This window comes from Mesorhizobium metallidurans STM 2683, assembly GCF_000350085.1.
GTDB classification, from domain to species: Bacteria; Pseudomonadota; Alphaproteobacteria; order Rhizobiales; family Rhizobiaceae; genus Mesorhizobium; species Mesorhizobium metallidurans.
The window spans coordinates 19741-46563 of record NZ_CAUM01000060.1 but is presented as its reverse complement, the minus strand read 5'-3'; the positions used below and the strand labels follow the sequence as shown (position 1 = coordinate 46563).

At 63.3% G+C, this 26823-nt stretch carries 29 protein-coding genes; 10 read left to right on the top strand and 19 right to left on the bottom strand.

The window, feature by feature from the left end:
- The 7 genes from MESS2_RS10625 to MESS2_RS10595 all read right to left on the bottom strand — a co-directional run bounded on the left by MESS2_RS10625 (nucleotide 1) and on the right by MESS2_RS10595 (nucleotide 6727).
- On the bottom strand, nucleotides 1–1086 hold the full coding sequence (locus tag MESS2_RS10625; protein ID WP_008874209.1) for an ABC transporter ATP-binding protein: 1086 nt from the start codon (nucleotides 1084–1086) through the stop codon (nucleotides 1–3).
- Complete coding sequence (locus tag MESS2_RS10620) at nucleotides 1086–2189, bottom strand: ABC transporter ATP-binding protein (protein ID WP_008874208.1); 1104 nt, start codon at nucleotides 2187–2189, stop codon at nucleotides 1086–1088. The genes MESS2_RS10625 and MESS2_RS10620 overlap by 1 nt, the downstream gene beginning before the upstream one ends.
- Complete coding sequence (locus MESS2_RS10615) at nucleotides 2186–2422, bottom strand: hypothetical protein (protein WP_008874207.1); 237 nt, start codon at nucleotides 2420–2422, stop codon at nucleotides 2186–2188. Before MESS2_RS10615 ends, MESS2_RS10620 begins: the two co-directional genes overlap by 4 nt.
- Nucleotides 2419–3378 carry a carbohydrate ABC transporter permease gene (locus MESS2_RS10610; RefSeq protein WP_008874206.1) on the bottom strand — a complete coding sequence of 320 codons (960 nt, stop codon included), beginning with the start codon at nucleotides 3376–3378 and terminating at the stop codon, nucleotides 2419–2421. Before MESS2_RS10610 ends, MESS2_RS10615 begins: the two co-directional genes overlap by 4 nt.
- A 1-nt stretch (nucleotide 3379) precedes the next feature.
- A complete protein-coding gene (locus tag MESS2_RS10605; RefSeq protein WP_008874205.1) occupies nucleotides 3380–4285 on the bottom strand; it encodes a carbohydrate ABC transporter permease in 906 nt (301 codons plus the stop codon).
- 73 nt (nucleotides 4286–4358) lie between these two features.
- Entirely contained in the window at nucleotides 4359–5675 is a 1317-nt protein-coding gene (locus tag MESS2_RS10600; protein WP_008874204.1) for an ABC transporter substrate-binding protein, read from the bottom strand.
- A 359-nt stretch (nucleotides 5676–6034) separates the two neighbouring features.
- Complete coding sequence (locus tag MESS2_RS10595) at nucleotides 6035–6727, bottom strand: TetR/AcrR family transcriptional regulator (RefSeq protein ID WP_040592662.1); 693 nt, start codon at nucleotides 6725–6727, stop codon at nucleotides 6035–6037.
- A gap of 102 nt (nucleotides 6728–6829) precedes the next feature.
- On the opposite strand from MESS2_RS10595, the gene MESS2_RS10590 reads away from it, so the two are divergent.
- The 6 genes from MESS2_RS10590 (at nucleotide 6830) to MESS2_RS10565 (ending at nucleotide 10810) form a co-directional block, all read left to right on the top strand.
- A complete protein-coding gene (locus MESS2_RS10590; RefSeq protein ID WP_008874201.1) occupies nucleotides 6830–8026 on the top strand; it encodes a Tm-1-like ATP-binding domain-containing protein in 1197 nt (398 codons plus the stop codon).
- Nucleotides 8027–8038: 12 nt separating this feature from the next.
- Complete coding sequence (locus MESS2_RS10585; RefSeq protein WP_008874200.1) at nucleotides 8039–8905, top strand: phosphoenolpyruvate hydrolase family protein; 867 nt, start codon at nucleotides 8039–8041, stop codon at nucleotides 8903–8905.
- A gap of 4 nt (nucleotides 8906–8909) precedes the next feature.
- Nucleotides 8910–9332 (top strand): cupin domain-containing protein, encoded by a 423-nt coding sequence (locus MESS2_RS10580; RefSeq protein WP_008874199.1) that lies wholly within the window; start codon nucleotides 8910–8912, stop codon nucleotides 9330–9332.
- Nucleotides 9329–10243 carry a Crp/Fnr family transcriptional regulator gene (locus MESS2_RS10575; RefSeq protein WP_244439945.1) on the top strand — a complete coding sequence of 305 codons (915 nt, stop codon included), beginning with the start codon at nucleotides 9329–9331 and terminating at the stop codon, nucleotides 10241–10243. Before MESS2_RS10580 ends, MESS2_RS10575 begins: the two co-directional genes overlap by 4 nt.
- An 85-nt stretch (nucleotides 10244–10328) precedes the next feature.
- A complete protein-coding gene (locus tag MESS2_RS10570; RefSeq protein ID WP_008874197.1) occupies nucleotides 10329–10574 on the top strand; it encodes a hypothetical protein in 246 nt (81 codons plus the stop codon).
- 35 nt (nucleotides 10575–10609) lie between these two features.
- Nucleotides 10610–10810: a hypothetical protein gene (locus MESS2_RS10565; protein ID WP_244439943.1), complete on the top strand. Its 201-nt coding sequence runs from the start codon at nucleotides 10610–10612 to the stop codon at nucleotides 10808–10810.
- Between the two features lie 110 nt (nucleotides 10811–10920).
- Here MESS2_RS10565 and MESS2_RS10560 read toward each other — a convergent pair whose 3' ends face one another.
- The gene (locus tag MESS2_RS10560) at nucleotides 10921–12111 is read right to left on the bottom strand and encodes a M24 family metallopeptidase (protein WP_008874195.1); all 1191 of its coding nucleotides are present in this window, start codon (nucleotides 12109–12111) and stop codon (nucleotides 10921–10923) included.
- Nucleotides 12112–12493: 382 nt separating this feature from the next.
- On the opposite strand from MESS2_RS10560, the gene MESS2_RS10555 reads away from it, so the two are divergent.
- Nucleotides 12494–13009, top strand: a complete 516-nt coding sequence (locus MESS2_RS10555) for an ATP-binding cassette domain-containing protein (protein ID WP_425277750.1) — start codon at nucleotides 12494–12496, stop codon at nucleotides 13007–13009.
- An 80-nt stretch (nucleotides 13010–13089) separates the two neighbouring features.
- On the opposite strand, the gene MESS2_RS33815 is transcribed toward MESS2_RS10555, so the two are convergent.
- The 7 genes from MESS2_RS33815 to MESS2_RS10525 form a co-directional block, all read right to left on the bottom strand.
- The gene (locus MESS2_RS33815) at nucleotides 13090–13404 is read right to left on the bottom strand and encodes a DeoR/GlpR family DNA-binding transcription regulator (RefSeq protein ID WP_008874193.1); all 315 of its coding nucleotides are present in this window, start codon (nucleotides 13402–13404) and stop codon (nucleotides 13090–13092) included.
- Nucleotides 13405–13420: 16 nt separating this feature from the next.
- Complete coding sequence (locus MESS2_RS33810) at nucleotides 13421–13909, bottom strand: DeoR/GlpR family DNA-binding transcription regulator (RefSeq protein WP_280113311.1); 489 nt, start codon at nucleotides 13907–13909, stop codon at nucleotides 13421–13423.
- Nucleotides 13910–14011: 102 nt separating this feature from the next.
- Nucleotides 14012–15598 carry a gamma-glutamyltransferase gene (ggt, locus tag MESS2_RS10545; RefSeq protein ID WP_008874191.1) on the bottom strand — a complete coding sequence of 529 codons (1587 nt, stop codon included), beginning with the start codon at nucleotides 15596–15598 and terminating at the stop codon, nucleotides 14012–14014.
- A 36-nt stretch (nucleotides 15599–15634) separates the two neighbouring features.
- The gene (locus tag MESS2_RS10540) at nucleotides 15635–16435 is read right to left on the bottom strand and encodes an ABC transporter permease (protein WP_008874190.1); all 801 of its coding nucleotides are present in this window, start codon (nucleotides 16433–16435) and stop codon (nucleotides 15635–15637) included.
- Nucleotides 16432–17340, bottom strand: coding sequence for an ABC transporter permease (locus tag MESS2_RS10535; RefSeq protein ID WP_008874189.1), 909 nt, complete (start codon nucleotides 17338–17340; stop codon nucleotides 16432–16434). The genes MESS2_RS10540 and MESS2_RS10535 overlap by 4 nt, the downstream gene beginning before the upstream one ends.
- Nucleotides 17337–18422, bottom strand: a complete 1086-nt coding sequence (locus MESS2_RS10530; RefSeq protein WP_008874188.1) for an ABC transporter ATP-binding protein — start codon at nucleotides 18420–18422, stop codon at nucleotides 17337–17339. Before MESS2_RS10530 ends, MESS2_RS10535 begins: the two co-directional genes overlap by 4 nt.
- Before the next feature lie 115 nt (nucleotides 18423–18537).
- A complete protein-coding gene (locus MESS2_RS10525; protein WP_008874187.1) occupies nucleotides 18538–19581 on the bottom strand; it encodes an ABC transporter substrate-binding protein in 1044 nt (347 codons plus the stop codon).
- 230 nt (nucleotides 19582–19811) lie between these two features.
- On the opposite strand from MESS2_RS10525, the gene MESS2_RS10520 reads away from it, so the two are divergent.
- Nucleotides 19812–20513 carry a GntR family transcriptional regulator gene (locus tag MESS2_RS10520; protein WP_008874186.1) on the top strand — a complete coding sequence of 234 codons (702 nt, stop codon included), beginning with the start codon at nucleotides 19812–19814 and terminating at the stop codon, nucleotides 20511–20513.
- Nucleotides 20514–20587: 74 nt separating this feature from the next.
- Here the strand turns inward: MESS2_RS10520 and MESS2_RS10515 are convergent, their stop codons facing one another.
- Genes MESS2_RS10515 through MESS2_RS10500 form a run of 4 tightly spaced genes read right to left on the bottom strand, consistent with a single transcriptional unit; the run spans nucleotide 20588 to nucleotide 24453 of the window.
- Nucleotides 20588–21229 carry a ThuA domain-containing protein gene (locus MESS2_RS10515; protein ID WP_008874185.1) on the bottom strand — a complete coding sequence of 214 codons (642 nt, stop codon included), beginning with the start codon at nucleotides 21227–21229 and terminating at the stop codon, nucleotides 20588–20590.
- 53 nt (nucleotides 21230–21282) lie between these two features.
- Complete coding sequence (locus tag MESS2_RS10510) at nucleotides 21283–22128, bottom strand: TIGR01459 family HAD-type hydrolase (protein WP_008874184.1); 846 nt, start codon at nucleotides 22126–22128, stop codon at nucleotides 21283–21285.
- Nucleotides 22125–23408 carry an FGGY-family carbohydrate kinase gene (locus tag MESS2_RS10505; RefSeq protein WP_008874183.1) on the bottom strand — a complete coding sequence of 428 codons (1284 nt, stop codon included), beginning with the start codon at nucleotides 23406–23408 and terminating at the stop codon, nucleotides 22125–22127. Before MESS2_RS10505 ends, MESS2_RS10510 begins: the two co-directional genes overlap by 4 nt.
- Before the next feature lies 1 nt (nucleotide 23409).
- A complete protein-coding gene (locus tag MESS2_RS10500; protein ID WP_008874182.1) occupies nucleotides 23410–24453 on the bottom strand; it encodes a class II aldolase/adducin family protein in 1044 nt (347 codons plus the stop codon).
- Between the two features lie 200 nt (nucleotides 24454–24653).
- Here MESS2_RS10500 and MESS2_RS10495 point away from each other — a divergent pair, with 200 nt between their 5' ends.
- Nucleotides 24654–25436, top strand: coding sequence for a DeoR/GlpR family DNA-binding transcription regulator (locus MESS2_RS10495; protein ID WP_008874179.1), 783 nt, complete (start codon nucleotides 24654–24656; stop codon nucleotides 25434–25436).
- Nucleotides 25433–26812: an FGGY-family carbohydrate kinase gene (locus MESS2_RS10490; RefSeq protein WP_040592659.1), complete on the top strand. Its 1380-nt coding sequence runs from the start codon at nucleotides 25433–25435 to the stop codon at nucleotides 26810–26812. Before MESS2_RS10495 ends, MESS2_RS10490 begins: the two co-directional genes overlap by 4 nt.
- The last annotated feature ends 11 nt before the right edge of the window (nucleotides 26813–26823 follow it).

Here is a 26823-nt window from a genome sequence, read left to right as displayed (position 1 = left end):
TCATCCCGCGTGGTGCAGATTGATGCCGCTGCCCTTGTCGAACAGCACCACCTTGTCCGGATCCCAGGCAAAGCGCACCGGCTGCTCGATCGCCACGTCGGTTCTGGCCGGCACCGTGGCGCGCAGCATGGCGTCGCCGACCCTGAGCGTCAGGATCTTCTCGACGCCATGGTTCTCGACATCGTGGACGCGCGCTTCCACCGGCGCGCCGCTATCGAGATAGACGTCCTCGGGGCGAATGCCGAAGACGAGCGGGCGACCGTCGGTCGCACCGCTCGTCTTGGCCCTCCCCTCAAAAGGCAGTTCGAAATTCAGCGGCGCCATCACCGCGCGGCCATTGACGAGCTTGCCGTCGACGAGGTTCATCGGCGGCGAGCCGACGAAGCTCGCCACATAGGTGTCGCGCGGATTGTTGTAGATCTCATACGGCGTGCCGGTCTGGACGATGCGGCCATGGTTGAGCACGCCGACCTTGTCGCCCATCGACATCGCCTCGATCTGGTCGTGCGTCACGAAGAGGAAGGTCGCGCCGAGCTGCATCTGCAGGTTCTTCAGCTCGGTGCGCAGCGCCTCGCGCAATTTGGCGTCGAGCGCCGACAGCGGCTCGTCCATCAGGAACACGCGCGGCTTGCGCACGATGGCGCGGCCGATGGACACGCGCTGCATCTCGCCGCCCGAGAGACGATCGGTCTTGCGGTCGAGCAGGTGCTCGATCCTGAGCGTTCGGGCCGCACGATCGACGCGGTCCTTGATCTCGGCGTCAGGCAGCCGGCGGATCTTCGGCTTCAGCGGGAATTCAAGGTTTTCGCGCACCGTATAGCGGGGATAGAGCGAATATTGCTGCAGCACCAGCGCCACGTCGCGCTCGGCGGCGCCCCAGTTGGCGACATCGACGCCATCGATGAAGACCTGACCTTCGGTCGGCTTCTCCAGGCCGGCGATCATGCGCAGCGTTGTCGTCTTGCCGGCGCCCGTCTCGCCGAGCAGCACGAAGAACTCGCCATCGGCGATGTCGAGATCGAGCCCGGCCAGCGCGGTATGGTTGCCGAAGGTCTTTGAAATGTTCTTGAGCTGGATATGGGCCATCAGAGTCTCACCCCCAGCGACTTGCCGCTCGCCTTATCGAAGAAATGCGTCTGGGCCGGATCGATCCTGGCAAAAACCTTCACGCCCGGTCCACTGATAAAACCGCTCTTGGTGCGGGCACGCAGCATCTGGGAGCCGACCTTGAGGTCGACGATGTCGAAGGATCCGAGCGGCTCGACGATCTGCGCCTCGACCGGCAGGAAGCCATCGGCGGCTTCGCGGCGAACGATGACGCCTTCCGGCCGGATGCCGAGCGCAAGCTTGCCGCTGGCATGGCCGTTGAGCTTCGACAGCAAGGCGCGCGGAAACTCGAAGCCGCTGGCCGCTTCCCCGACCGTGACCGAGGCTGCCGTCGCCTTCTCGGTCACCGACGCATCGGCGACGTTCATCACCGGGCTGCCGACGAACTGCGCCACGAACAGATTGGCCGGATGCGAATAGACCTCGTCCGGCGAACCGACCTGCTGCAGCACGCCCTCATGCATGATGACGATGCGGTCGGCTAGGCTCATCGCCTCGATCTGGTCGTGGGTGACATAGATGCTGGTCGAGCCCTGCTTGATGTGCAGCCGCTTGATCTCGGCCCGCATCTCCTCGCGCAGCTTGGCGTCGAGCGCGCCGATCGGCTCGTCCATCAGCATCGCCTTGGGACGACGCACCAGTGCCCGGCCAATGGCGACGCGCTGCATGTCGCCGCCCGACAGCGCCGACGGCTTCTTCGCCAGCAGATCCGATATCTGCAGAGTCTTGGCGACCGAGCGCACTTCCTGGTCGATCTCGGCCTTGCTCTTGCGCGTCGCCCTAAGCGGAAAGGCGATATTCTCGTAGACGCTCATATGCGGATAGAGCGAGAACGATTGGAAGACCATGGCGATGTCGCGGTCGGCGGCCTTCAGATGCTGGACCGGCTTGCCGTCGATGAGGATGTCGCCGCCGTCGATCGTCTCCAGCCCGGCAATGGCGCGAAGCGTCGTCGTCTTGCCGCAGCCCGATTGGCCGAGCAGCACGATAAACTCGTTGTCGTCGATCTTCAGGTTGAGGTCCTTGATGACCTGGACGGCGCCGAAATATTTCTGCACGCCGCGAAGCTCGATCTGGGTCAATGCTGTGCTCCCGGATTTCGTGCTTGCGCGTCGCCTGTTTGCCCGGTGCCTGCCTGCTCCTCCGGCGCGATCTTGGAGAAGATGTTGAAGCCTATCAGGCCGATCAGGATGATGGTCACGCCATAGCTGTGCAGCAGCATGTTCCAGGGCTGGCAGAGCGCGATGATGCCGAGCACCATCAGCACCTGGCTGCCTGGTTCGAGATATTTCTGGTTGATGGCGCGAAAGCTCATTTGCGGATCGCTCCGAAGGACATGCCGCGCAGCAGATGGTTGCGAAGCAGGAAGGTGAAGATCGCGACCGGCAGCAGGAACAGGAAGGTGCCGGCGGCAATCACCGTCCAGTCCGGTAGGCCGGAGCCGACCTGGCTGGGGATGAAGGGCGGCGCCGTCTGGGCGCGGCGGTTGGTCATGATCAGCGCGAAGGCGTATTCGTTCCACGCCGTGATGAAGCAGAAGACTGCGGTGGCGGCGATGCCGGTGGCGGCCTCCGGCAGCACGATCTTGAAGAAGGCCTCCATGCGCGTGTAGCCGTCGACGAGCGCGGCCTCCTCATACTCCTTCGGGATTTCGTCCATGAACCCTTTCATCAGCCAGACCGAGAAGCTGAGGTTGAAGGCGGTGTAGAGGATGATCAGGCCCCAATGCGTGTCGTTGAGGCCGACGGCCCGGTACATCAGGAACATCGGGATCGCCACCACCACCGGCGGCAGCATGCGCGTCGACAGGATGAAGAAGAGCAAGTCCGCCTCACCCTTCACCTTGAAGCGCGAGAAACCGTATGCGGTGAAGGTACCCATGCCGACGGCCAGGACGGTCGAGGTTATGGCGACGATCAGTGAGTTCATGAAGCGGCTCGGATAACCCGACCACTGCACCTCGCCCCTGCCTGAGCGCACCACCTTCTCGCCGCCGTCGAACACCAGCCGCTCCCACCACGGGGCGGCGGCGTATTGTTCCGGCGTCGGCGCAGTGCGCAACTGCGACCGCTTGGTGAAGAGCTTTACGAAGGGTGATATCTCGGGCTGGAAGATCACCGTCGGCGGAATGGTGGTGGCAAGGTTGCGCGGCTTGAACGCCGTCGAGGCTATCCAGTAGATCGGCGCCAGGAAGATCATTGTGATGATCAGCACAAGAACGATGGCGAGTTTGTTGAGCGAACGCTCGGTAGAGGTGGTGACAGCAGCCATTCTAGCGCTCCTTCACCTTGTTCAGGTATTTGACGTAGATGTTGGTGATCGCCAGGATCATGATCAGCACGATGTAGGCGAGCGCGCAGGAGCGCCCGGTCTGCCATTCCTGGAACGCCATCTTGTAGAGCCGGATCGAGATCACCTCGGTGGTTGGCTGGCTGGTCAGGATGTAGGCGAGATCGAAGGTCTTGAACGCCTCCATGGTGCGGAAGATGACCGCGATCATCAGGATCGGCGCGACCAAGGGCAGCGTAATGCGAAAGAAGGTGTAGAACGAGCCGGCGCGGTCGATCGCGGCCGCCTCGTAGAGGTGCTTCGGCACTGCCGACAGGCCGGCAAGCGACAGCAGCATCACGAAGGGCGACCACATCCAGATGTCGGTGATGGCAACCGCGTAGAGCGCCATGTCTGGGTTGGACAGCCACTCGAACGAGCCCAGGCCGAGCGTATAGTTGATAATGCCGAAGGACGGATCGTAGAGCAGTTTCCAGAACAGGCCGACTACAGCCATCGACAGCATCATTGGCAACAGCAGCAGAGTCGTCAGCAGGCCCTTCAACGGGATATCGCGATTGAGCAGCAACGCCACGCCGAAGCCGACGATGACCTGGCCGACTACGGAGACGATGACATACTTGGCGGTGATGGCGAAATTCGACCAGATGAACGGGTCGTTGAGCAACTCGCGGTAATTCTGCAGTCCGACGAAATTGGCCGCTGCCGGGCTCGACGCGCGAAAGTCGGTGAACGAATAGCCGAGCGAATAGATCAGCGGAAAGATGTTGAAGACGATCAGGAAAACGATCGTCGGAATGATGAAGAGATTGCGGATCGTGAGATCGCTCATGCCGCGGGCGGCGGAGCGCGAATTGGGATCCAGCGTGGTCATGACTGCGGTGGCCAAGGCCCGTTCCTTCCTTGTCCGGAAAAGAAAACGGAAGGGGCGGGCTCCCGCCCCCTCCGAGCGTTAGTACCGTTTACTTCACGCGGTTGTATTTCTTGAACGTCGCGTTCCAGTCCGCTGCGAGCGAATCGAGCACTTCCTTGGCCGTGCCCTGATTGCCGGTGATGTACGGATAGACGCGTTGGTTCATCTGGATGAGCAACTCGGCATATTCCGGCGTCGCCCAGAAGTCCTTCACCTTGAACATGGTTTCGTAGAAGGCCTTGTTGTAAGGCGTGGCGTTCTGGAATTCAGGCGACTCGAGCACCTTGGCGCTTGCCGTGTAACCGCCGAGTTCCGCCCATTTCTTCTGCGTATCTTCCTTGATGAACCATTCCAGGAACTTCATCGCCTCTTCCTTGTTGTTGGAATAGGAGATGACGGAGATGCCCTGGCCGCCGAGCGCGGCGAACTGGTCGCCGTTCGGTCCTGGAGGATTGGCGAAGAAGCCTGTGACCTTGGCATTCGGGTTCGAGGCTTCGTTGATGAGCGCCGGGAAGAAGGCGAAGTAGTTCATGCTCATCGCCGCCAGGTTCTCGGTGATCGCCTGGTTGTCCTCGATGAAGAAGCTCTTGGCCCAACCAGGAGGGGTGAAGGAATAGAGCTCCTTGTAGGCCTCGAGCGCCTTGACGTTCTGCTCGGAGTTGATGATCCCGTCGACCTTGTAGCTGGCATAGTCGCCAAGTTCGCCGCCGAAGGAGAAGATGGCGTTCTCGACGCCCATCACCAGAGCGTCATACGAGTTGTCAGTGTAGATGGCGACGCCGTAGCGCTTCTCGTCGGGACGGTAGAAGAATTCGGCGATGTCGCGCAGCGCCTTGAAATCCTTCGGCACGTCGAGATCGTAGCCATACTTGGCCTTGAAGGCTTCCTTTTCCTTGGGATCCTCGAACCAGTCCTTGCGGTAGGACCAGCCGACCGCGTCGCCCTCGGCCGGGATCGACCAGTACTTGCCAGAGTCCGACGGATATTCGGCGTAGTACTTGACCGTCGCTGGCGCCATCACCTCCTTCAGATTGTTTTTGTTGAAGAAGTCGGTGAGGTCGACATAGTGGCCCGCCTCGGAGGCCGCGCCGATCCACTGCGAGTCGCCGACCACCATGTCGTAGGCGCTGCCCTTGGCATTGAACTCGGTGAATGCCTTGGTCTGGAAGTCGGACCAAGGCGTGGTTTCGACCGTGACCTTCACGCCGGTCTCGGCCTCGTAAAGGTTGACGAGTTCCTGCAGATAATTCGCCGGATCCCATTCAGCCCAGAATATGGTGAGTTCCTTGTCCTGCGCGTAGACGGACGTTCCGCAGGCGAGCACTAAGCCGATACCAGCAAGCATGCTGGTCATTGTCTTGCGCATAATGATTTCCTCCCTTGTGCGCATTCTACCTTGTCATGCGAGCCGGCTGCGAGGTCGGCCCCGGTAGTTCCTCCCGTGATGGCGCCATTCCGGTTTAGGGCCTCCTCGCCCCGTCGGAAATGGATCTAAGCCCTCACTTTCGATCCGCTTTGTCAGTCCTGATCTGGTATTACCAATTTCGGACGCGCGTCAAGCTCTTTCTTGGACGATCATGGACAGTCGCGCAAGCGGATTGCTGCATTATCTGCCTGTTTTCTCTCGATTTTCCTACTCCTTGATACGCAAGGGCCTTGTTTCGGCCTTAGCATTGCAACTACTGTGCGTAGCCGGCATTCTAATCTGGTCGAACCAGATTGGCGTTATTCCGCAGCCGTCGCCGGCTTAATTCCGTCTCCTCCGCTTATCGATTCCGCCACCGCCGCCCGCACCAGAGCGCCAGCCGCCCATTGCGCGACCGACATCATCTTGCGGCTGTCCAGCCCCCATATGTCCTTCAGAACGATGAGCACCTCGACGCCGAAGATCAGCGACAGGGCCTGCGCCAGGCGCTTGAATTCGCGTGGCGGCAGCCGGTCCTTGAGCGGTGCGATCGCATCCTTCAACAGGTCGACGCGATGGCCGCGCGTGAACGCCGGCTCGCCGCCCAGCGTGCCTGCCTGCCGGCGAGCCCACTGGTCGAGCGACAATTTCAGCGCCGCCTTGAACGTCGCCTCGAAGGCCTCGATGCGCGGCATCGCCGTCTCGAACAATTCGGCGACCCGGCGCTCGGAATCGGTGGAGCTCGAATGCCAGGTGAGGATCGGCCCGAGCCCTTCGTCGACCACAGCCTGCACCAGTGCCGCCTGGCTTGGGAAGTAGCGATAGGCGGTCGCGCGGGAAACCTCCGCCGCCTCCGCAACCTCGCTGACCGAAGGCGTTGCGCCTTCCTGCATCAGTCTCGTCGCCGTCTCCAGCATCAACCGCCTTGTGCGTGCCCGGGCTCCGCGCTCGGCCCCTCGGCCGCCGCTCTGATCGGCATCGTCGTTCACTGCTTGTTGACGTGAGACTTTCATGTCAATACGATACGCGCGTCTCAAAAAATTGCAATGGCCTTCGCGGCTGGGCAAAAGAGCGGCAGGCATCGACGCCGAGCGCGCCGGAGAGCGGGAAACGCGATGAAGCGCATCTACGTGGTGGGCACCGCCGACACCAAGGGCGAGGAACTCGCCTTCCTGGCCGACGCGATCACCGCTACCGGCACCGCTGTCGTCCGTGTCGATGTTGGCACGCGCACTGCCACCGTGCCGGTCGATGTCTCGGCCGAAGACGTGGCCGGCCACCATCCCGGCGGCAGCGCTGCCGTGCTTGGCATCGATGACCGCGGCACCGCGGTCGCGGCCATGGCCATCGCCTTCGCCCGGTTCGCGCGGTCGCGCATCGACATGGCAGGCATGATCGGCATCGGCGGCGGCGGCGGCACCTCGATCATCACATCGGGCATGCGCACGCTGCCGCTCGGCCTGCCCAAGATCATGGTCTCGACGTTAGCCTCGGGCGATACCTCTCCCTATGTCGACGTCTCCGACATCATCATGATGCCTGCAGTGACCGACATGGCGGGCTTGAACCGGCTGTCGCGAGTCGTGCTCCACAATGCCGCCCAGGCGATATCAGGCATGGCTGCGAAACCTGCACCGCCGCCCGATGGCAAACCCGCGCTGGGTCTCACCATGTTCGGCGTCACCACGCCAAGCGTGACGGCAATCGCCGACGCGCTGCGCTCGACCTATGACTGCATGGTCTTCCACGCCACCGGCACCGGCGGCCGCACCATGGAAAAGCTTGCCGACAGCGGGCTGCTCGCCGGCGTCATCGACATCACCACGACGGAAGTCTGCGATCTCCTGTTCGGCGGCGTGCTGCCGGCGACCGAGGATCGCTTCGGCGCTATTGCCCGCACCGGAGTGCCCTATATCGGTTCGGTCGGCGCGCTCGACATGGTCAATTTCTGGGCGCCGCCGACCATCCCGGAACGCTATCGCGGCCGGCTGTTCTACGAGCACAATCCGAACGTCACGCTGATGCGCACGACGCCCGACGAATGCCGCCAGATCGGCGAATGGATCGGCACCAGACTGAGCCGCTGCGACGGTCCGGTCCGCTTCCTGATCCCTGAGAAGGGCGTCTCGGCGCTCGACATCGAAGGCGGCGCCTTCTTCAACCCCGAGGCCGACGCCGAGCTGTTCGAAGTCATCGAGCGGACGATCAAACCGAACGCCAACCGGCGCGTGACCCGCCTGCCGCTGCACATCAACGACCCCGAATTCGCCAAGGCTGCGGTAGCGGCCTTTCTCGACATCGCCAGCAAGTGAGACCTGACAAGCATGGCCGCCATACCGCGCAAGAAAATCCTGGAGAAATTCCGCAAGATGATCGCCGACGGCGTGCCGATCGTCGGCGGCGGCGCCGGCACCGGCCTGTCGGCCAAGGCCGAGGAGGCCGGCGGCATCGATCTCATCATCATTTATAATTCCGGCCGCTACCGCATGGCCGGGCGCGGCTCGGCCGCCGGCCTGCTCGCCTATGGCAACGCCAACGAGATCGTCAAGGAGATGGCCTGTGAGGTACTGCCGGTGGTGAAGAAGACGCCGGTGCTGGCCGGCGTCAACGGCACCGATCCTTTCGTCATCATGCCGCTGTTCCTGGCCGAACTGAAGATGATGGGCTTTTCCGGCGTGCAGAACTTTCCCACAATCGGCCTGTTCGACGGCCAGATGCGGCTCAGCTTCGAGGAGACCGGGATGGGCTTCGGGCTCGAGGTCGACATGATCGCCGAGGCGCACAAGCTCGACCTCCTGACCACGCCCTATGTCTTCAACCCCGACGAGGCGCGCGCCATGACCAGGGCCGGCGCCGACATCGTCGTTGCCCATATGGGCGTGACGACAGGCGGTTCGATCGGCGCGACCTCGGCCAAGTCGCTCGACGACTGCGTGACGGAGATCGACGCCATCGCCGCCGCCGCCCGCTCGGTGCGCAAGGATGTCATCCTGCTTTGTCACGGCGGCCCGATCTCGATGCCGGACGACGCGCGTTATATCCTTGACCGCTGCAAGGGCCTGCATGGCTTCTATGGCGCAAGCTCGATGGAACGGCTGCCGGCGGAAGCCGCGATCGCCAGGCAGACCGCCGATTTCAAGGCCGTGGCGATCGGCGGCTCGAAAGCTATCGCGGAGAAAAAGAAGGGATGAGACGATGACCGACAAGAGCAAGGTGTTTGTCTATCCGAAGGACGTCAGCGCCTTCGGCTTCGACTGGGGCAAGCTCTCGCTGACGGTGGCGCCCGAGGTGAATGGTGCGGAGCGCTTTTCCGGCGGCGTCGTCGACCTGCCGTCCGGCAAGGGCCACACCCGTCACAATCATCCGGGTGCGGAGGAGATCATCTTCGTCATCTCCGGCCATGGCGAACAGATGGTCGAGGACGAACAGGGAAATCCTGTGGTCGAAAGGGTCGGCCCGGGCTGCACCATCTATGTGCCGGAAAGCCGCTTCCATTCGACGCTGAACACCGGCGACGGGCCGATGCAGCTCTTCGTCGTCTATTCGCCGGCCGGGCCGGAACTGGGATTGCGGGAATTGCCGGATTTCAAGCTGCTGCCGCCCGGCGGGAGTCATTGACTAGCAACTGGGTCGCCACCAGCAGTTCGGATGCCTCTCTCCCGTTTGCTGGCAAACCAGTGACCCCGTTTCGTGAGGAAACTCGGCTTCAGCGCCGGCGAAGTTTTGCCAACCGCGCCTATAAAGCCTATGCTTCCACATCGGCCGCCAGCGCTTCGGATGCAGCCGACAGTAAGAGGTACGCGCTCTTGCCCGTTCGGGAGAGAGCCATGCCCCAATCCCTTCTTCGCAACCAGCTATTGAAAGCCCTCTCCCCAGAGGATTTCGCACTTTTGCAGCCGGCAATGCGTCACGTCGAACTGGACATCAAGGCCCGGTTGGAAATCGCCTATCAGCCGATCGAGCATGTCTATTTTCCAGAAGCGGGTATCGCTTCGGTGGTCGCCACCATGACCGGAGGCCGGCAAAGCGAAGTCGGCATCATCGGCTACGACGGCATGACCGGGGTAGCAGTCCTTCTCGGCCAGGACAGGTCTTCCAATGAAACCTATATCCAGGTCGCCAGCAAAGGCTGGAGCCTGCCGGTTGAAAATCTCCGCTCTGCGATTTCAGAAAGCCTGTCCCTTCGCGAGTCACTGCTTCGCTATGCCCACGCCTTCCTTGTCCAGTCGTCCCGAACGGCACTGGTCAACGGCCATTCGAAAATCGAGGAACGGCTGGCGCGCTGGCTGCTGATGGTCCACGATCGCGCTGAAGGAAGTAAAATCTATCTGACGCATGAATTTCTGGCGACCATGCTTGGCGCCCGGCGTCCCGGCGTTACCACAGCCCTGCAAATGCTTGAATATAGGGGGCTGGTTCACGCCAAGCGCGGCGAGATCACGATTGTCGACCGCGCCGGAATGATAAAGCTAACCCATGGCGCTTATGGCGAGGAGGAGCAGCGCTATTTCGGCCTGGCCTCCGCCTGATTGTCCGCTTTCAGACATAAGCTTGAAGGCTGCTGAATTCTTGTCGTAAATCGTGCTGGTCAGGGTTTCAGGGAGGAAATTCTCGATGACCAACACTTTTCACACGGTCACGGTTGAAAGAGCCGCCGAAGCCTATGTTCTCTCCAGAGGCAAGGCACGCTTTCTCTCCATCGCACAGGCGATCCGCGCCATCCGAACACTCATGCCAGCTTGCAGGGCCACCGACCGCGAGTTGGAGGAGATGCTGGCGGCCGCGTGTATCACTCACCGTGTGCCCGTCGCTTTCGACGCAACAGCGGCCGACGGCGAAGGACCCCGGCTCCATTCGTAACGCCGGAGATGCCCGCGCTCGCGCAGAGGCCTACCTTGTCGGACGTTCGCCTGGCGATCGTCCGCTACCTGATCGACAATGTCGACCACCCGAGCATTTCGATATCCGAGGTTAGCCACACCGTGAGGAGAGTGTTTCCGCTTTGCGAACTCACCGATTGGGAACTTGGACATCTCATCGCACGAAGCGCAATCGACGCTGGATTTGCGATTGATTTCGATGCCACGGAGTCCTGAGAGGTCTGTCGAGGCACCGACGATTTCCCGCCGTGCTTCCAGGAAGGACGGCAAGATCTGCTCGGGATTGAGCTCGTCCAGAATGACTGGGTTTTGATCGCAAGCGCGCTCTAAGCGAGCCCGCCCCTGTTCCAGCCCCGGCCCCGGTCGCCGAACATGACGTAGCCGGTATCGGTGATCGCAACCGTGTCCTCCAGCTTGATGAAGCCGCGCGTTGGATGGAGCATGGTTGTCTCGACCGACAGCACCATGTTTTTCTCCAGCGGCTGCTCGGCATAGGTGCCTTCATAGGTCACCGGATGGTTGGTCATCAGGAACGGCGCCTCATGCGTGATCAGCCCCATGCCGTGGGCGAAGAAATCGGTATAGGGCGCAACCTTTGATTTCTTAAGTACGCCTTCCGCGTGGGAAATCATGTCGCCGCCCAGCGTGCCCGCCCTGACCTTGGAGAAGGCCGCTTGCTGCACCGTCTCGACCTCGGCCAGCAGATCCTCCAGCTCGGCGTCCGGCTCGCCCAGAATGCCCATGCGGCAAAGGTCTCCGATATAGCCGTGATAATTGCCGCCGGAATCGATCGACAGCACCTCGCCTTGCTTCCAAGCCTGCGGCGAGGCAGCCCGATTGTGGCTGGAACCCAGCGTCAAAAGACAATATTCGAAATGCGCGCCGCGATTGGTCTCCTCGCGCCTGAGCTGCTCGATGATCTCGGTCTTGCTCGTGCCTTCGCGCGCCCATTGGATGGTCGCCAGCATGGAATCGGTGATCAGCTCGGAGGCGACGCGCAGCTTCTCCAGCTCGGCTTCCGTCTTGATCGCGCGCATGCGCTCCAGCATATCGGTCGCATCGATCAGCTTGGCGTCCGGTAGTGCCTTGCGGATCAACATATAGGCATCGGACGGCAGAAAGGCCGGCTCGATGCCGATGCGGGCACCGCCCTTGCCGATCGTCTTCAAGTGTTCGACGGCGAGATTGGCGGCATCGAGCGTGCCCCAGCAGGCGGCATGCAGCGTCGGCGTCCAGAACGGGTGGTTCTGGTGCTCGCCGCCTTCCATGCGGTTGCCGATATAGGCGGCGTGGTCCGGCCCGCCCTTCTCGTAAACGACCACAGGCAGATAGCGGCTGTGGCCGATCGCATCCATGGCGGCAAAGAAGATGAACTTGTAGCCGCCAAGCAGGTACTGCGTGTTGTGCTTGGAGGTGGCGAGCAGCACATCGATGCCGGCCTCCTCCATCAGCCGGTCGACCCTGGCATGGTCGAACGGAATGGCGCTGACGGCATTTTTGCCCGGGACGATGTTCATTTCTCTCTCCCTGAACTCCCTGTCCAACCGGTCGGATGCCGGCTGTTTTGGTCTGGCTGTCGATCAAATCTGCACTATTTTGCCAAGCATGGTCCAGCCAGAATAGGCTGAAAGGCCACGCCAGCAACCTCCACCGCCCTTATTTCGCGGAGCCGGTCCTATCTGATCGTACCAGATAGGACCACGTGGAACCGCTTCGTTATGACTGGTCCAGCGGACGAAATCTTCAAAGCCACATGAAGATGCGCCAAATCCGTCTCTGGCGAAACCCCGGGCAAGGCCCGTAATCGCCATTGCAGGATGCTGGCGGGATCGCGAGTATCCGAGGGGTATTGGCGCGCCGGCCGGGGTCCACGGCGAGGACGGAGTTCGATCATGTCAGATTTCACGATTTCCAGACGCATCATGCTTGCCGGTTCGTGCCACCGTGGCGCGCGCGCTCGACGATCCCTTGCGCATCCATGGCATCGCGTCCCGGCTGGAGCGCACGCGCCGCATCGCCGCCTTGCTGGAGCGCGTTGGCCTTGCCCCCGATCTCGCGCCGCGAGCCATCCACGAAATCTCCGGTGGCCAGCGCCAGCGCGTCGCGATCGCCCGCGCCATCGCCACGAAACCGTCGCTGATCGTGCTCGACGAGGCGGTGTCGGCGCTCGACGTGTCCGTGCGCGGGCAGATCCTCAAGCTGCTTCTCGACCTGCAGCGCGAGGAACGGATCGCCTATCTGTTCATTTCGCATGATCTCGGCGTGGTCCGTGCCATCGCCCATCGCCTCGTCATCCTCGACGCCGGCACGATCGCCGAGAGCGGCAACGCCCGTGCCGTGATCGACGCGCCGCAATCGGCCATCGGCAAGGCGCTGGTGGCGGCAACGCCACGACTGAATAGAACCAGACCATGATCCCGCAAAGTGGGACCCAGTTTGCGGACAAGATCATGGTCAAACAGTGAGTCAGAACGCATCATGACAGGGCGAGAGTCTCAGTTGCCTGCGAAGACGTGCAGTTCCGTTCCAGCCTCTTCGATGACCGCACGCCATTCCAGCTGCGGCTCGCAATCCGTAACGATGTCGGAAATATCGCTGAGCGCGCAGATGCGATTGAGGCTGCTGCGGCCGAACTTCTCGCCGCTCACCACCAGCACGGTCGACAGCGATCGGGACATCATCGCGCGTTTGATTGCCGCGGCACCGGAGATCATGTCGTTCGGACCATCCGCGGTCACGCCCGACGCGCCGATGACGGCAACATCGGCATTGTAGCGGCGCACGAACTCGACCGTATCTTCGCCGAACACGCTGCCTTCCCGGCTGTCATAGGTTCCGGGGCAAAGGATGACGCGAAAGGTCGGATTTGGTACCGGCCACCGAGGCGACGCCGGGGGAGTTGGTGATGATGATCAGGTCCCGGTTCAACTGCGACAGGTAGCGCGCCGCCTCAAAGGTCGTCGACCCGCCGTCGATCATCACGATCTGCCCCTTGCCGATGAGGCTTGCTGCGCCGCGGCCGATCCGGGCCCGCTCCTCGACCAAGATAAGGCCGCGTTGGGAAATCACCGGTTCGGACGTCACCAGCGAAATGGTCGCGCCACCATAGGTGCGGTTGAGAAGCCCGGCCTCGCCCAGTTCGATAAGATCGCGGCGGATCGTTTCGCCGGCGACGCCGATGCGCCGGGCGAGCTTGGAAATGCGGATCGAGGCCGACCTGCGCACTTCCGACAGAATGAGTTCATGCCGCTCCTTCTTCGTCAGTCGGCCTTGCCCCATGGTCGTCTTTGCCCGTGCTTGCGAAGTCGAGGACATTAACGACGCCGGTGCGGTTGGGGAAGAAGCGACATTGTTGCTATCGCGGTCGATACCGACGCCGAAGGTCGATCCGGTTTGGCACTCTTGCGCGACGGACTGTCAATAACCCAGCGCGCAACCGTCCTTGCGGGGATCGGACGCGCCGGTAAGCGTGCCCTTGTCCCAATCGATCAGCACCAATTGGCCGCCGCCATGCGGCTCGGCGGCGATGGAGACATGGTGACCTCGTTTGCGCAGGCCGGCGAGGGTGCGGGCCGGAACGCCACGCTCGGCCTCCACCGCGTCCTGTTTGTAAAACACCCTCGGCGCATCCAGCGCCTCCTGCGGATCCATGCCGAAATCGATCATGTTGGTGAGCAGGTGGACATGGCCGAACGGCTGATAGCCGCCGCCCATCACCCCGAACGGCATGACCGCCCGGCCCTTGGCCGTCACCATGCCCGGCATGATGGTGTGCATGGGACGTTTTCCCGGCGCGATGCGATTTGGGTGGCCTGCCGTCAGACGGAAGCTGCTGCCGCGGTTCTGCAAGACGACCCCGGTCCTGGGACCGACCACCCCGCTGCCGAACGAATGGAAGGTCGAGTTGATGAAGGAGACCGCATTGCGGTCGCGGTCGACCACGGAGATATAGACGGTATCGCTCGGCTGAAGCTCAAGGCGAGGCAGATGCGTCATCGCGCGCACCGGGTCGATCGCTGCGCGCAGCCGGTCCGCATGCGATTTCGACAGCAACTCCTCAACGGGGACATGGACGTGGTTCTGGTCGCCGATGAGATTGTCGCGGTCCTGATAGGCGAGCCGCCCCGCTTCGATCTCGAGGTGAAAGCGCTCCGCACCGTTCGGTTCCAGGGAGCCGAGCGAAAAGCCCGACAGCACATTCAGCATGACCAACGCAGTCAGCCCCTGGTTGTTCGGCGGCATCTGATGAATGTCATAGCCCCGGTAGGATGTGCCGACGGGCCTGACATAGTCGCCCGTCGTCGCCGCGAAATCCTCAAGCGTATGCAACCCGCCGAGTGCGCGAAGACGAGACACCATGTCGTCGGCGACGTCGCCCTCATAGAAGCCGGCGCGGCCGTGGCTGGAGACGATGCGCAACGTGTCGGCCAGTTGCGGTTGCCGGTGCAACTCGCCGGCCAGCGGCGCTCTGCCGTCCGGCAGGAAGATGCGCGTGGCGTGTTCGTCGTCGGCGAGCAAGTCGGCGCTGTCGGCCCAGTCGAAGGCCACGCGGTCATGCACGACATAGCCCTGTTCGGCATACCGTATGGCAGGCGCGAGCGCGGCGTCGATGCCCTTCCTGCCATGGTCATCGAGCAGCCGGCACCAGGCGTCGATGGCCCCCGGCACGGTGACCGCGTGGGGACCGAACCCAGGCAGTTCCTCATGCCCCCTGTCCAGATACCATTCAGCCGTCGCCGCGGCCGGTGCGCGGCCCGAGCCGTTGAAGGCCAGGACCTCACTCTGGCCGTTGGGGCAATAGAGGACGAAACAGTCGCCGCCGATACCGGTCGATTGCGGCTCGACGACCGCCTGCACCGCCGCCGCGCAAACCGCCGCGTCCATTGCGTTGCCGCCCGACCGCAGCATGTCGACAGCCGCCAGCGTCGCCAGCGGGTGCGATGTCGCGGCCATCGCTTCGGTCGCGCGAACCGGCGACCGTCCGGGGAACTGAAAATCACGCATGCAGGATCGATAGCCTCCAATGAAGCAGATTTGAATTTAGCGGCGACGGCCAAAAAGCTGCGCCGCCGAAAGCAGCACGATCGACAGCACGATCAGGCATGTCGAGATCGCGGCGATCGTCGGATCGATCTGGTCGCGCAGCGCGCTGAACATGCGGCGCGTCAGCGTCGTCGTCTCGCCGCCCGATATGAACAGCGACACGACAACCTCGTCAAACGAAGTGATGAAGGCAAACAAGGCGCCCGACACGATGGAGAACCGGATCTGCGGCATGGTCACCTGCCAGAAGGCGGAAAAACGCCCCGCCCCCAGGCTGCGCGCGACGCGCTCCTGATTCATGTCGTAGGACCGGAAGCCGGAAAGCACCGTCAGCACGACCAGCGGCACCGCTTGCACCGTATGCGCCAGCACTAGGCCGGTCAGCGTGTTGTTCAGGCCAAGGCGCGCGTAGAGAAAGAACGTACCGATGCCGATCAGGATGACCGGAATGATCAGCGAGGCGGTCAGCACCACATTGATGAAGCCGGCGAGGCGTAACGCGCCGGAATTCAGCGCATAGGCGGCCGCGGTGCCGATCGGTGTCGCGAAAACCGTCGTCAGCACCGCCGCCTTCAGCGACACGATCGTGGCGTCGCGCCATTCGACCGACTGGAAATAGGCTTCGTACCATCGCAGCGACCAGCTTTCCGGCGGAAACCGCAGCAGCGTCGAACCGGAGAACGACATCGGCACGATGATCAGCGACGGCACGATGAGGAACGACAGCACCAGGGCGCCGACGCAGTAGAGCCAAAGTCGTCGCCAGTGCGAGATCGGCAGGCCGATATCGTCGTTCATCGCGCACCCCACACGCTGGTAGCCCGCGCGCCCAGCAGCCACCGGAACAGGCCGAGCAGCCCAAGCGTGACGGCGAGCAGGACGACGCCCAGCGCGCTGCCGGCGCCCCAGTTGGAGTAGAGGCCGGTGGTCTGCTCCATGCGCATGGCCCACATGACGACCTTGCCGCCGCCCATCAGGGCGGGCGTGACGAAGAAGCCGAGACAGAGGATGAAGACGATGACCACGCCCGCGGCGAGGCCGGGAAGCGAAAGCGGGAAAAATACCTGCCAGAAAGCCGCCGTCGGTGGCGCACCGAGGTTCATCGCGGCGCAGAGATAGTCTGCGTCGATCGTCTTCATCGAGGCGTAGAGCGGCAGCACCAGAAAAGGCAGCATGATATGCGTCATGCCGATGATGACGCCCGCGAAATTGTGCGCGAGCGGCAATGGCTGGCTGATCAGGCCAAGGTCGATGAGCCAAGTGTTCACCAGGCCCTTGCGCTGCAGGATCACCAGCCAGGCATAGGTGCGCACCAGCACCGATGTCCAGAATGGCAGCACCACGAAGATCAGGCAGACGGAGGCGGCACGCCGCGGAAGCTGTGACAGCATGTAGGCCAAGGGATAGCCGATGAGGACGCAGAGGCCGGTGACCAGGAACGCCACCTCGAACGTCGTGATGAAGGTTCTGATATAGGAAGCCTGTTCGACGAAGCGGGCGTAGTTCGCACCGCTCAGTTGTCCGTTCTCGTCGAACAGCGACAGCCAGAACAGCCAGCCGATCGGCAGGACGATGATGATCCCGACCAAAACCAGGCCCGGAGAGCAGAGGCCGAGCAGGCCTAGCGACTCGCGGCGAGCATCGGCCCGCAACGCATCCGCATTCAGGCCATGGCTGACGAATTCTGCTGGCCGGGCGCTCATGTCTCGTCCGCCACCAGTATCGCGTCCTCCGCATCGACGCGAAGCTGCACCGGCTGCCCGGCGACGGGCAGACGCGCCAGCACGTCGCTGCGGCAATAGTCGCGCAGCGCGATCTGCTGGCCATCCGCCAGATTGGCATAGCAGATGAAACTATCACCCTGATAGACGATGTCACGCACCGTGGCGTGCAGCATGTTGGCGTTGGCGCCCAGTCCGGCATCGGCGGCGAGCCGGACCCTTTCGGGCCGCACGACCAGCCAGTGCCGGCCCGACGACGGCGAAGGCGATGCGGTATGCACCTTTTTTCCGGCATACCAGACGCTGCCGTCGCGGCTTTCCACGGGGATGAAATTCGATTCCCCGATGAAGCCCGCGACAAACCTGGTGCGCGGCCTGGCATAGAGCGTCTCGGGCCGGTCGAGCTGCTCGATCCGGCCCTTGTTCATGACCGCGATACGGTCCGACATGGTGATCGCCTCGCGCTGATCGTGGGTCACGTAGACGGTGGTCATGCCCAGCCGGCGATGCAGGCTGCGCAGCTCGATCTGCATATGCTCGCGCAGTCCCTTGTCGAGCGCTGACAGCGGCTCGTCCATCAGCACGATGCGCGGTTCGAAAACGATCGCCCGCGCCAGCGCGACACGCTGGCGCTGGCCGCCCGACAATTGGTCGACGCGGCGGTCGGCCAGACCCTGCAACTGCACCAGGTCGAGCACCTTCTCCACGCGCTCGGCCGTTTCCGCTGCGGACGTGCGGCGCTGCTTCAGCGGAAAGGCGATGTTGTGGAAGACGTTCATGTGCGGAAACAACGCGTAATTCTGGAACACCATGCCGATGTTGCGCTTGTGCGGCGGCTTGGTGATGACCTCCTCCCCGCCGATGTCGATGCTTCCGGCATTGGCGCGGACGAACCCCGCCAGGATCATCAGCAGCGTGGTCTTGCCCGATCCCGACGGGCCAAGCAGCGTCAGGAATTCGCCGGAGGCGACGTCGAGGTCGAGGCCGCTGAGCACCGGCACGCTGCCAAAACGCTTGGCGATGCCCCGAATGTTGATCGGCGGCGCGGATCGCGCGGTGGACAATGGCAGGGCTCCTTCGGAAATCTGCGCAGATGCGGCAAGAGACGGACGAAGGGTCGATCGAGCCGACCCCACGCGGCCAACTATAGACGACCCCGTCACTGCTGGATCAGCCCCGTCACTGCTGGATCAAATTATCGAATTTCTCCTGCGCCTCGACCAGATGATCTCCCCAGAAGGCCGGGTCGAGCAGCACCTGCTTCTTGACGTTCTCCGGCGCCGAATTGATGCCTGGTATCTTGTCGGCGGGAATCTTGCCGGTATCGAAGGCCTTCTCGTTCACCGGACCGTTGGCGATGTAAAGCGGCAGGTTCGCCTGGATCTCCGGCTTCAGGAACATTGCGAGCGCCTTCATTGCCGCGTCCTTGTTCTTGGCGCCCTTGGGGATCACCATGCAGTCGGCTGTCAGGACGCCCTGGTCGTAACTGTAGCTGACCGGCGCGCCCTGATCCTTGAGCGTGCTGGCCCGGCCGTTCCAGATGCTGGCCATGTCGACCTCGCCGTCCTTGACCAGTTGCATAGCCTGCGCGCCTGACGTCCACCAGGCGTCGACATGCGACCTGATCTTGTCGACCGACTTCAGCGCCCGATCGATATCGAGCGGATAGACCTTGTCGAGCGGCACGCCGTCGGCGATCGCCGCCACGGTCAAGGTCTCGGTTGCGAAGGCGCCGCCAAGGGCGCGGCGGCCGGGGAATTTCTCGACGTTCCAGAAATCGGCCCACGTCTTCGGCCCGTTCTTGCCGAAGACGTCGGTGTTGTAGATCAGGATAACGGAATAATAGGTGATCCCGATCCAGTCGTCGTGGACGAGATTCGGGTCGATGCCGCTTTTGTCGATCTGGCCATAGTCGAGCTTCTCGAACAATCCTTCCTTGGTTCCCCGCGCGCATTCGTCGGCGCCGAGCTCGACCAGATCCCATTTGACGGCATTGCCCGTCACCTGCAACCGGACGTCGTCCAGTCCGTTTGTGGTATCTTCCTTGATGGTGATGCCAAGCGCATCGGCGGTCGGCTTGAAGAAGGCCTTCGACTGGGCTTCCTGATAGGATCCACCCCACGAAGCAACGGTGATCGTTTCCGCCGCAAGTGCTGCCGGCACGATGCAGCCGACCAGTCCTGTCAACGCCAACGCACTGACAAATCTTGATTTTCTCGTCATCATGTTCCCCATATCTGGCCGTTGTCTCGGCATTCTATTTTGTATACAATTTTGAATGTAGCGGGACGGCAAAACGGATGTCAACGTGAAAGATCGCTTTTTTTGGCGGCAGCGCGTCGTCGCGTGGAGGCGTCGAACACGCTCGCTTCCCGCGATCTTTGCGATCATGCTAATCCTGGACCAATGAGATTAACCTCGCGGGGCGCTCCTCGCAGATGAATCGGAAAAATATGCCCACGAGAAAGAAGAACACGCTTCGCGAATCGGTGCATGGGTCGCTGAAGGCGATGATCGTCACCGGACAGCTTCCTCCCGGCGCGCGCGTCACCGAGAACGACCTGGCGGTCAAGTTGAAGGTCAGCCGCACGCCCGTGCGCGAAGCCCTCAACCGGCTGGAGCAGGACGGCCTGGTGGTTGGCCGCCCCCGCCAGGGCTATACGGTCAAGGAATTCGACATCCAGATGTTCCGCGAGGCCTTCGAGATCAGGGAATTGCTGGATGGTTATGCGACCGAGCTGGCGACCGCCAAGATCACGGCCGCCGATAAGGAACGCCTCCGCGAGATGGTGCGGGAATGCGAACGCCTGGCAGCACTCCCGACGCGCAGTTCCGGCGACATGTTCCAGGAACTCCAGATCGGAATGGACATCCACCGCACCATCGCCGAGATCAGCGGCAACGTCATGCTGTGCGGCCTGCTGAACGGCATCCTCGACAAGTGTCAGCACTATGTCTGGATGGAGTTGCTGAGGCTGGACGAATGGGGGATCGCCCGCGACGAGCATTTCGAGATCGTCGAGGCCATTTGCGCCGGCGATGCCGCGCGTGCCGTCGAGCTTACGCGCGCGCACATCCGCGGGTCGCGCAACAACATCCTTCGCTTGCTGCAGGCGAAGTCGGACTACCAGAGCTTTCTCGCGCGGGCATCGTAGCGCGGAACGCTATCGCCCTGTTTGAGGTGCATCGCGGCCATGTCCCGCATGGCGCGCCGGCGAGGCCGGTCGTATCAACGTGCCGCCCAGAGCAGGCCGCGACGGAATATCGTGTGCATCTGCGGCACCGCGAACTCCTTGGCGGCATGTCCGAGCGACGAATAGAACACCCTTCCCTTGCCATGCCGGCGCTTCCAGACCACTGGCATGACGACGCCTTCTATCCAGGATGCGTGCTCACCGGAGAAAGTGGTGGTCGCCAGCACTTCGTTCGACGGATCCACATGCATGTAATACTGCTCGGAGCGATACGAAAAATCGTCTATGCCGTGCATGATGGGATCGTCGCGCCTGGCGATATCGACCTTGTAATCTATGATATTGCCGGGATGGGCGACCCACTGGCCGCCGCACATGAATTGATAGTCCGTGGCTTCACGAAACGCATCGCACATGCCGCCGTGATAACCGCCAAGACCGACACCGCCCGCGACTGCCTTCGTCAGGTTGAGCTCTTCGTTCTTCGCCAGCTTGGACATCGTGTAGATCGGCACGATCAGGCTCAGTTCGGCGACTGCGGGGTCGGCGAAAACCTCGGTCGTGGTTTCGACGAGGACCTCGAACCCTTCCTCCTCGAGCATCGCCTTGACGGCATGCGCGCCTTGTTCCGGCTCGTGTCCATCCCAGCCGCCCCACACGATCAGCGCCTGCCGCATCTTCCTCTCCGTCAATTGGCTGCGTTGTTTTACCTCGTAAATTGCCGGCTCGGTCAGCAGAACCTGAACAGATCCATGGTGTAGTCCGGATAGGCGTCCAGCTCGTCTAAAAGTCCGGCGAGGTCGGCAGTGTCCGCCAATATTCCGGACAAGACCAGCGCCGTCGCCACGCCGGCGCCAAGCCCGCCGGCGATATCGTGTTCGACACTGTCGCCGACGCACACCACCGTGCCGCGATCGGGATCCCCCGCCAGCGCCAGGGCGGCGGCGAAAATCGGAAGATAGGGCTTGCCGATGCGGGTGACGCCGCCGCCGAGGCTTTCGTAGAGATCGGCCAGCCGGCCAGCGCCGAAACGCGGCCCCACGGCCGTCAGCATGATCTTGTCGGGGTTGGTACAGAAGCACGGCACCCGCCGCGCCGCTGCCGGCGCGAGAAGTCTGCGATAATGGTCGAGGTCGTAACGGTCGCCCTCGCTGGCGGAAATCAGCACCAGCTCGGCATCGTCGCCACTCCTGGCCAGTTCGAACGGCAGGCCCTCGATCGCCGAGCGGTCGTCGTCGCGGCTGATCAGCAGGCATTTCGTGCCCGGGCGCAGGCTTCCATGCGCCACCATGTCGTGGAAGGACCGCCACGCCACTTCGCCGGAAGAGACGAAGTGGTCCCAACTCCCCGCTTCGAAACCGAGCTTCAGCAGGCGACGCTCGTTGGGCTCTGCCCGCTTGCCGGAGTTCGAGATCAGCACCACGGTCTTGCGCGCGCGCTTCAGCGCCGACAATGCTTCCACCGCGCCCGGATAGGGGCTGGTGCCGTCATGCAGCACACCGAACTGGTCGAGCAGGAAGACATCGTACCGCGCGGCCAGCGCTCCGATCCCGTCGAGATGTTCAGCCGTTTTCACAAAAGCCCCGCTGTGCCTGCACCCATCAGCGCCAGCCGCGCCGTGCCGGCGGCGGCCTCGTCGGAAAGCGCCGGCAGGAAATCGACGCCGAGCTTGCGTTGCCGGATCGCGGTCCAGGCGGGATTTGCCGCGCCGCCGCCGACGCTCCTGACCGATGTCAGCCGAGGCGCGCCGAGTTCGGCAAGCCTGCTATAGCCGAGCGCTTCGATCGCGGCGATCCCCTCCAGCATCGCCTTCAGGTAGTCCGCGTCGTCCACCGGCCGCGGAACAAGCCGCGGCGGCAGCGCCGGATCGGCGATCGGAAAGCGTTCGCCTGTAGCGGGAAGCGGATAGTAGTCGAGGCCGGTCTCGGTCATCGGGTCGATAACCGCGCTGAGTTCGATGATGCGCGCAAGCGAAAAGTGCTGGGCGAGCACCTTGCCGCCGGAATTCGACGCACCGCCGGCCAGATAGGCATCGCCGAGCCGATGGCTGTAGATGCCGAAATGCGGCGCCGAGATCGGCCGGTCGGACAGGATCTTGATGGTCAGCGAAGATCCCAGCGCGGTAACGCCGTCGCCGACTGTCGCCGCACCCGTCGCCAGGAATGATGCGCAGCCATCCGTCGTGCCGGCGACGACAATCACGTCGCGCGGCAGGCCGAACAGCTCGGCGGCGCTCGCAGCGATCGTGCTGGCGACATCGCCCGGCCCGACGACGCCAGGCAGCAATTCCATGCGCAGGCCGGTCGCCGCGATCCAGTCCGGCCAGCAGCGGGCCTCGACGTCGTAGCCGGTTTTCAGCGCGTTGTTCTCGTCGCTGATATCAAAGCGGCCGGAGAGTTGTCCCGCGATCCAGTCGGCCTGGTGCAGCACGGCAGCGACGCCGGGGCGCTGGAAAGACAGCGCCTTGGCGAGGCCGGATGTCGCCCCAAGTGCCGCGCTCGTTGCCGGTGCCGCGCGGGCAACCGCGGCGAGGATCGCGTCGTCGGCGACCTTGTCGTTGTACATCAGCGGTTCGGCCAGCGGCCGCCCGGCACTGTCGACCGGCAGCAGTGTGCCCGACGTGCCGTCGACGGCGATCGAGCGGACGGCAGCGTGATCGACAGATTTGAGCAGCTCCGCCAACGTCGCGCCGACCGCCTCCCACCATACGGCAGGATCGCGGCCGTTCGGCCCAAATCGTTCGAGGGCAACGGCGGAATGCGCGGCAATGGAAAAGTCCGGCCGCATGGCGACGGCGCGCGCGCCTGATGTGCCGATGTCGATGCCGATGGCAAGCGGCCCATGCGAAGGCGACATGTCAGTTGCCGGCGGCATTGAGTTTCTGGCGATACTGCTCGGCGTCCCAGTTGATCAATTCGTCATTCTCGGCCTCTGTAAGGTAGCTCAGCCTCGCTGCGGCGTCGACCCGCGCGGTCACGTCGGCGAGACAGCGCTGCATGGCATCGGCGCCGGCGCTGGCGTCGCCGCGCATCAGCACGCCAAGGCCGGGAAGCAGGATCGCCACCGGCGCCGTGCCCAGCCGCTCGATGATACCGGCCACATCCTCGCCGGACCTTGCCACGATGGAACCTATGCCGAGAAATATGACGTGGTCCGGATAAAGGCTGCCGCCCGATGCCATGCGGCAGCTCTCGGGATCGATCGCTACGGCATGTGCCTCGATGTCGGCCGGCAATCTGTAACCACTGTTTCCGGCAAGCGCCGTCAATGCCGCAATATCCGGTTCCGCCACGTCGCGCGGCGACCGTGCCAGAAGCTGCGTGACGCGGCGCAGCAGCGCCTCGGCCTCAGTGACAGTCTCGGCCGCGACGACCAGCCCGTGATTGCCAAGGATCAGCACATCGACGCCAGGCCGAAGGCGCTCGGCAATGCCCTGGGCAAGCGGCAGGCCCGGTCGGCGATAGGGAACATAGGCCCATTCAAGGCCGTCGAGACGCCTGGCGACCTCAGCCTCGCCATCGGCCTGTATTGCGAGCGAGATGGTGTCGACGCAGTGGACATGCAGGACCACGCGCTGCGGCATCAACGCATGCACCGTTGTCTCGATAGAAGGGCGCAACCCGCGCGGGTTGAGCGCCTCGATGGTGAAACCCTGCGGCCGGTCGGCGGCCGGGTCGCGCTGTCTGACGGCACTCAGCAGCGCAGGGATCGCCACCGGCACCATGATGTCCTCGGCGAGCGCGTCCCTCAGCCAGGTGCCGGACGCCTTGATCCAGAGCGTCTCGCCGGCCTTCAGCGAGGTGTTGCCGCCGGCCGCCTGGGTCAAATGCGGATCACGCCCGATGCTGGCCGAAAGCGTCCGCAAGGCGGCCAGTTCTCGTGTATCGGCATCAGTCGCCATCGAACATTCCTCCACAAACCCGGCCGCGTATCTCACGGCTTCGGATGTCCCGTCGCTGGGCCAGATGTTGGCGTCGGTATCGCAGATGCGAGTAAGTTACGTCAATAGTGATCTTATCTAATCATATCACGCTTGCAATCGGATAAATGTTGAGTAAGTTACACCAATTGCCGTCGCAGAATGGCATGGGAGGAAAAGGATTGAGCGACTCCGGCCGCCAGCGTCAGATCGTCGAGCTCTTGCGGGATCGCCCCTTCGCCTCGGTGCGCGAGCTGCAGGAGCGGCTCGGCGTGTCGGCCGCGACGGTCAGGCGCGATATCGACAGGATCGACGAGGCCGGTGAAGCGCGCAAGGTCTATGGCGGCATCTCGGCGCTCGATGGCGCGTCGCATGCGGGTGTCGCCTACGCCCGGCCCTATGACGAGAACCGCGACCTCGCGGTCGAGGCCAAGCGGCAGATCGCCGCTCTCGCCGCAACCATGGTGCGCGACGGCGACGCGGTCATCGTGCATGGCGGGTCGACCTGCTTTCATCTCGGCGTCAAGCTCGCCGACCGCAACATCCGTCTCTACACCAACTCGATGCCGCTGGCGGCCTATCTGAGCGACCACGGCCATTGCAGCCTGACGGTTGCCGGCGGCGAGTTGCACCGCGAGCCGGGCATCACCCATTCGCTCACCCAGGCAGTGACCTTCTATGCCTCGAAGTTCTTTCTTGGCGCGCAAGGCCTTGGCCAGGAAGGCGTGCTGGAATCGCATCCGCTGCTGGTCCGCTCGATCGTCGATCTCAGTCTCTGCGCCGACCAGATTGTGGTGCTGGCCGACAGCCGCAAACTGTCGATCCACGCACGCAATGTGGCGCTGCCGCTGTCGCGCATCGGCACGCTGATCACCGATGACGGCCTCGCCGACGCCGACGCCCGCATGCTGGAGGACGCCGGCGTCATGGTGCGGATCGCCTCTGCTTCGGGGGCCATCCAGTGAAGATGGCCGTGCTCGACTTCGGCAAGACCAATTCGAAGCTGTTCGTCTTCGCCCAGGATGGACGCATCCTCGACGAGCGTCGCAGCAAGCCGAGCTGGATACGCCAAGGCGGGTTCAGCGTGCTCGACGAGCCGGCGCTTCATGACTGGGCGGTCCGCGCCGTCAGCGATGCCATCGACGACCACGGTGTGGAGGGGTTGATGGTGTCGGGCCATGGCTGCACCTTTGCCCTGGTCGACGATATCAGCCTGACGCATCCGATCCTCGACTACGAGCAGGAGCCGCCTGCTGAAATCGCTGCCAGAATCGATCGTCGCATTCCGGATTTTGCCGAGACCTTTTCGCCGAAATTGCCGCTCGGCTTCAACTATGGCCGCCACATGCTGTGGCTGCAGGCGGTGGAGCCCGACGCCTTCACGGCAGCGAAATCGATCCTCGGCTATCCGCAATACTGGAGCTGGCGCTTCGGCGGCAGGACGGTCTCGGAAGTGTCCTATCTCGGCTGCCACTCGCATCTGTGGGCGCCGCGCAAGCGCGACTTTTCCTCATTGGTCGACGCCGAGGGCTGGCGCGGCCGGATGCCTGCCTTCGAGCGAGCCGGCGCCGTCATCGGCGAGCAGCGCTTCGGTAGTGCGGCGCAGCCCATCGCCATCCACAATGGCGTGCACGACTCGAACGCCGCGCTCCATGCCTACCGCAGGCAGGAGCGGGGCCCGGTCACAGTCGTCTCGACCGGCACCTGGGTCGTCGTGCTCAATCCGGACTGCCCGCTTGACGCGCTCGATCGCGACCGCGACATGCTTGTCAATGTCGACGTCGACGGCGGCCCGGTGCCAACCATCCGCTTCATGGGCGGGCGCGAATTCGCTGTCATCAGCGGCGACTGGCAAGGTGCGATCGACCGCTCCTCGCTGCAGCAGGTGATCGACGCCGGCATCATGGCGCTACCGAGCTTCGCCCCTGGCGGGCCGATGCCTCATCGCTCAGGCGAACTCACCGGGCGCACGCCCAGCGCCGGGGAACGCGCCGCCGTGGCGCTGCTCTACGTCGCGCTGATGGTCGATCTCTGCCTCGACCTGATCCATTCGAACAACACGGTGATCGTCGATGGCGGGCTGAACAGTGGCGGCCTGCTCGCCTCCCTATTGGCCGAACTGCGCTCCGGACAGGCCTTCATGCAAGGGGCCACGCTGGAGGGCAGCGCCACCGGGGCGGCGGCTCTCGCTTTCGAGAGTGTCGGCCGCGAATTTGCCGCCGAGGTGCCGGAGCCCGTGCGCGCTTCGACCTTCGCCGGGTTCGCCGGCTACCGCAATCGCTGGCGCGGCCTCGCCGCTGACCGAGGTGTCGCCGGCGCAACAGCGGGAGGCGCACGATGACCGCCACTGCC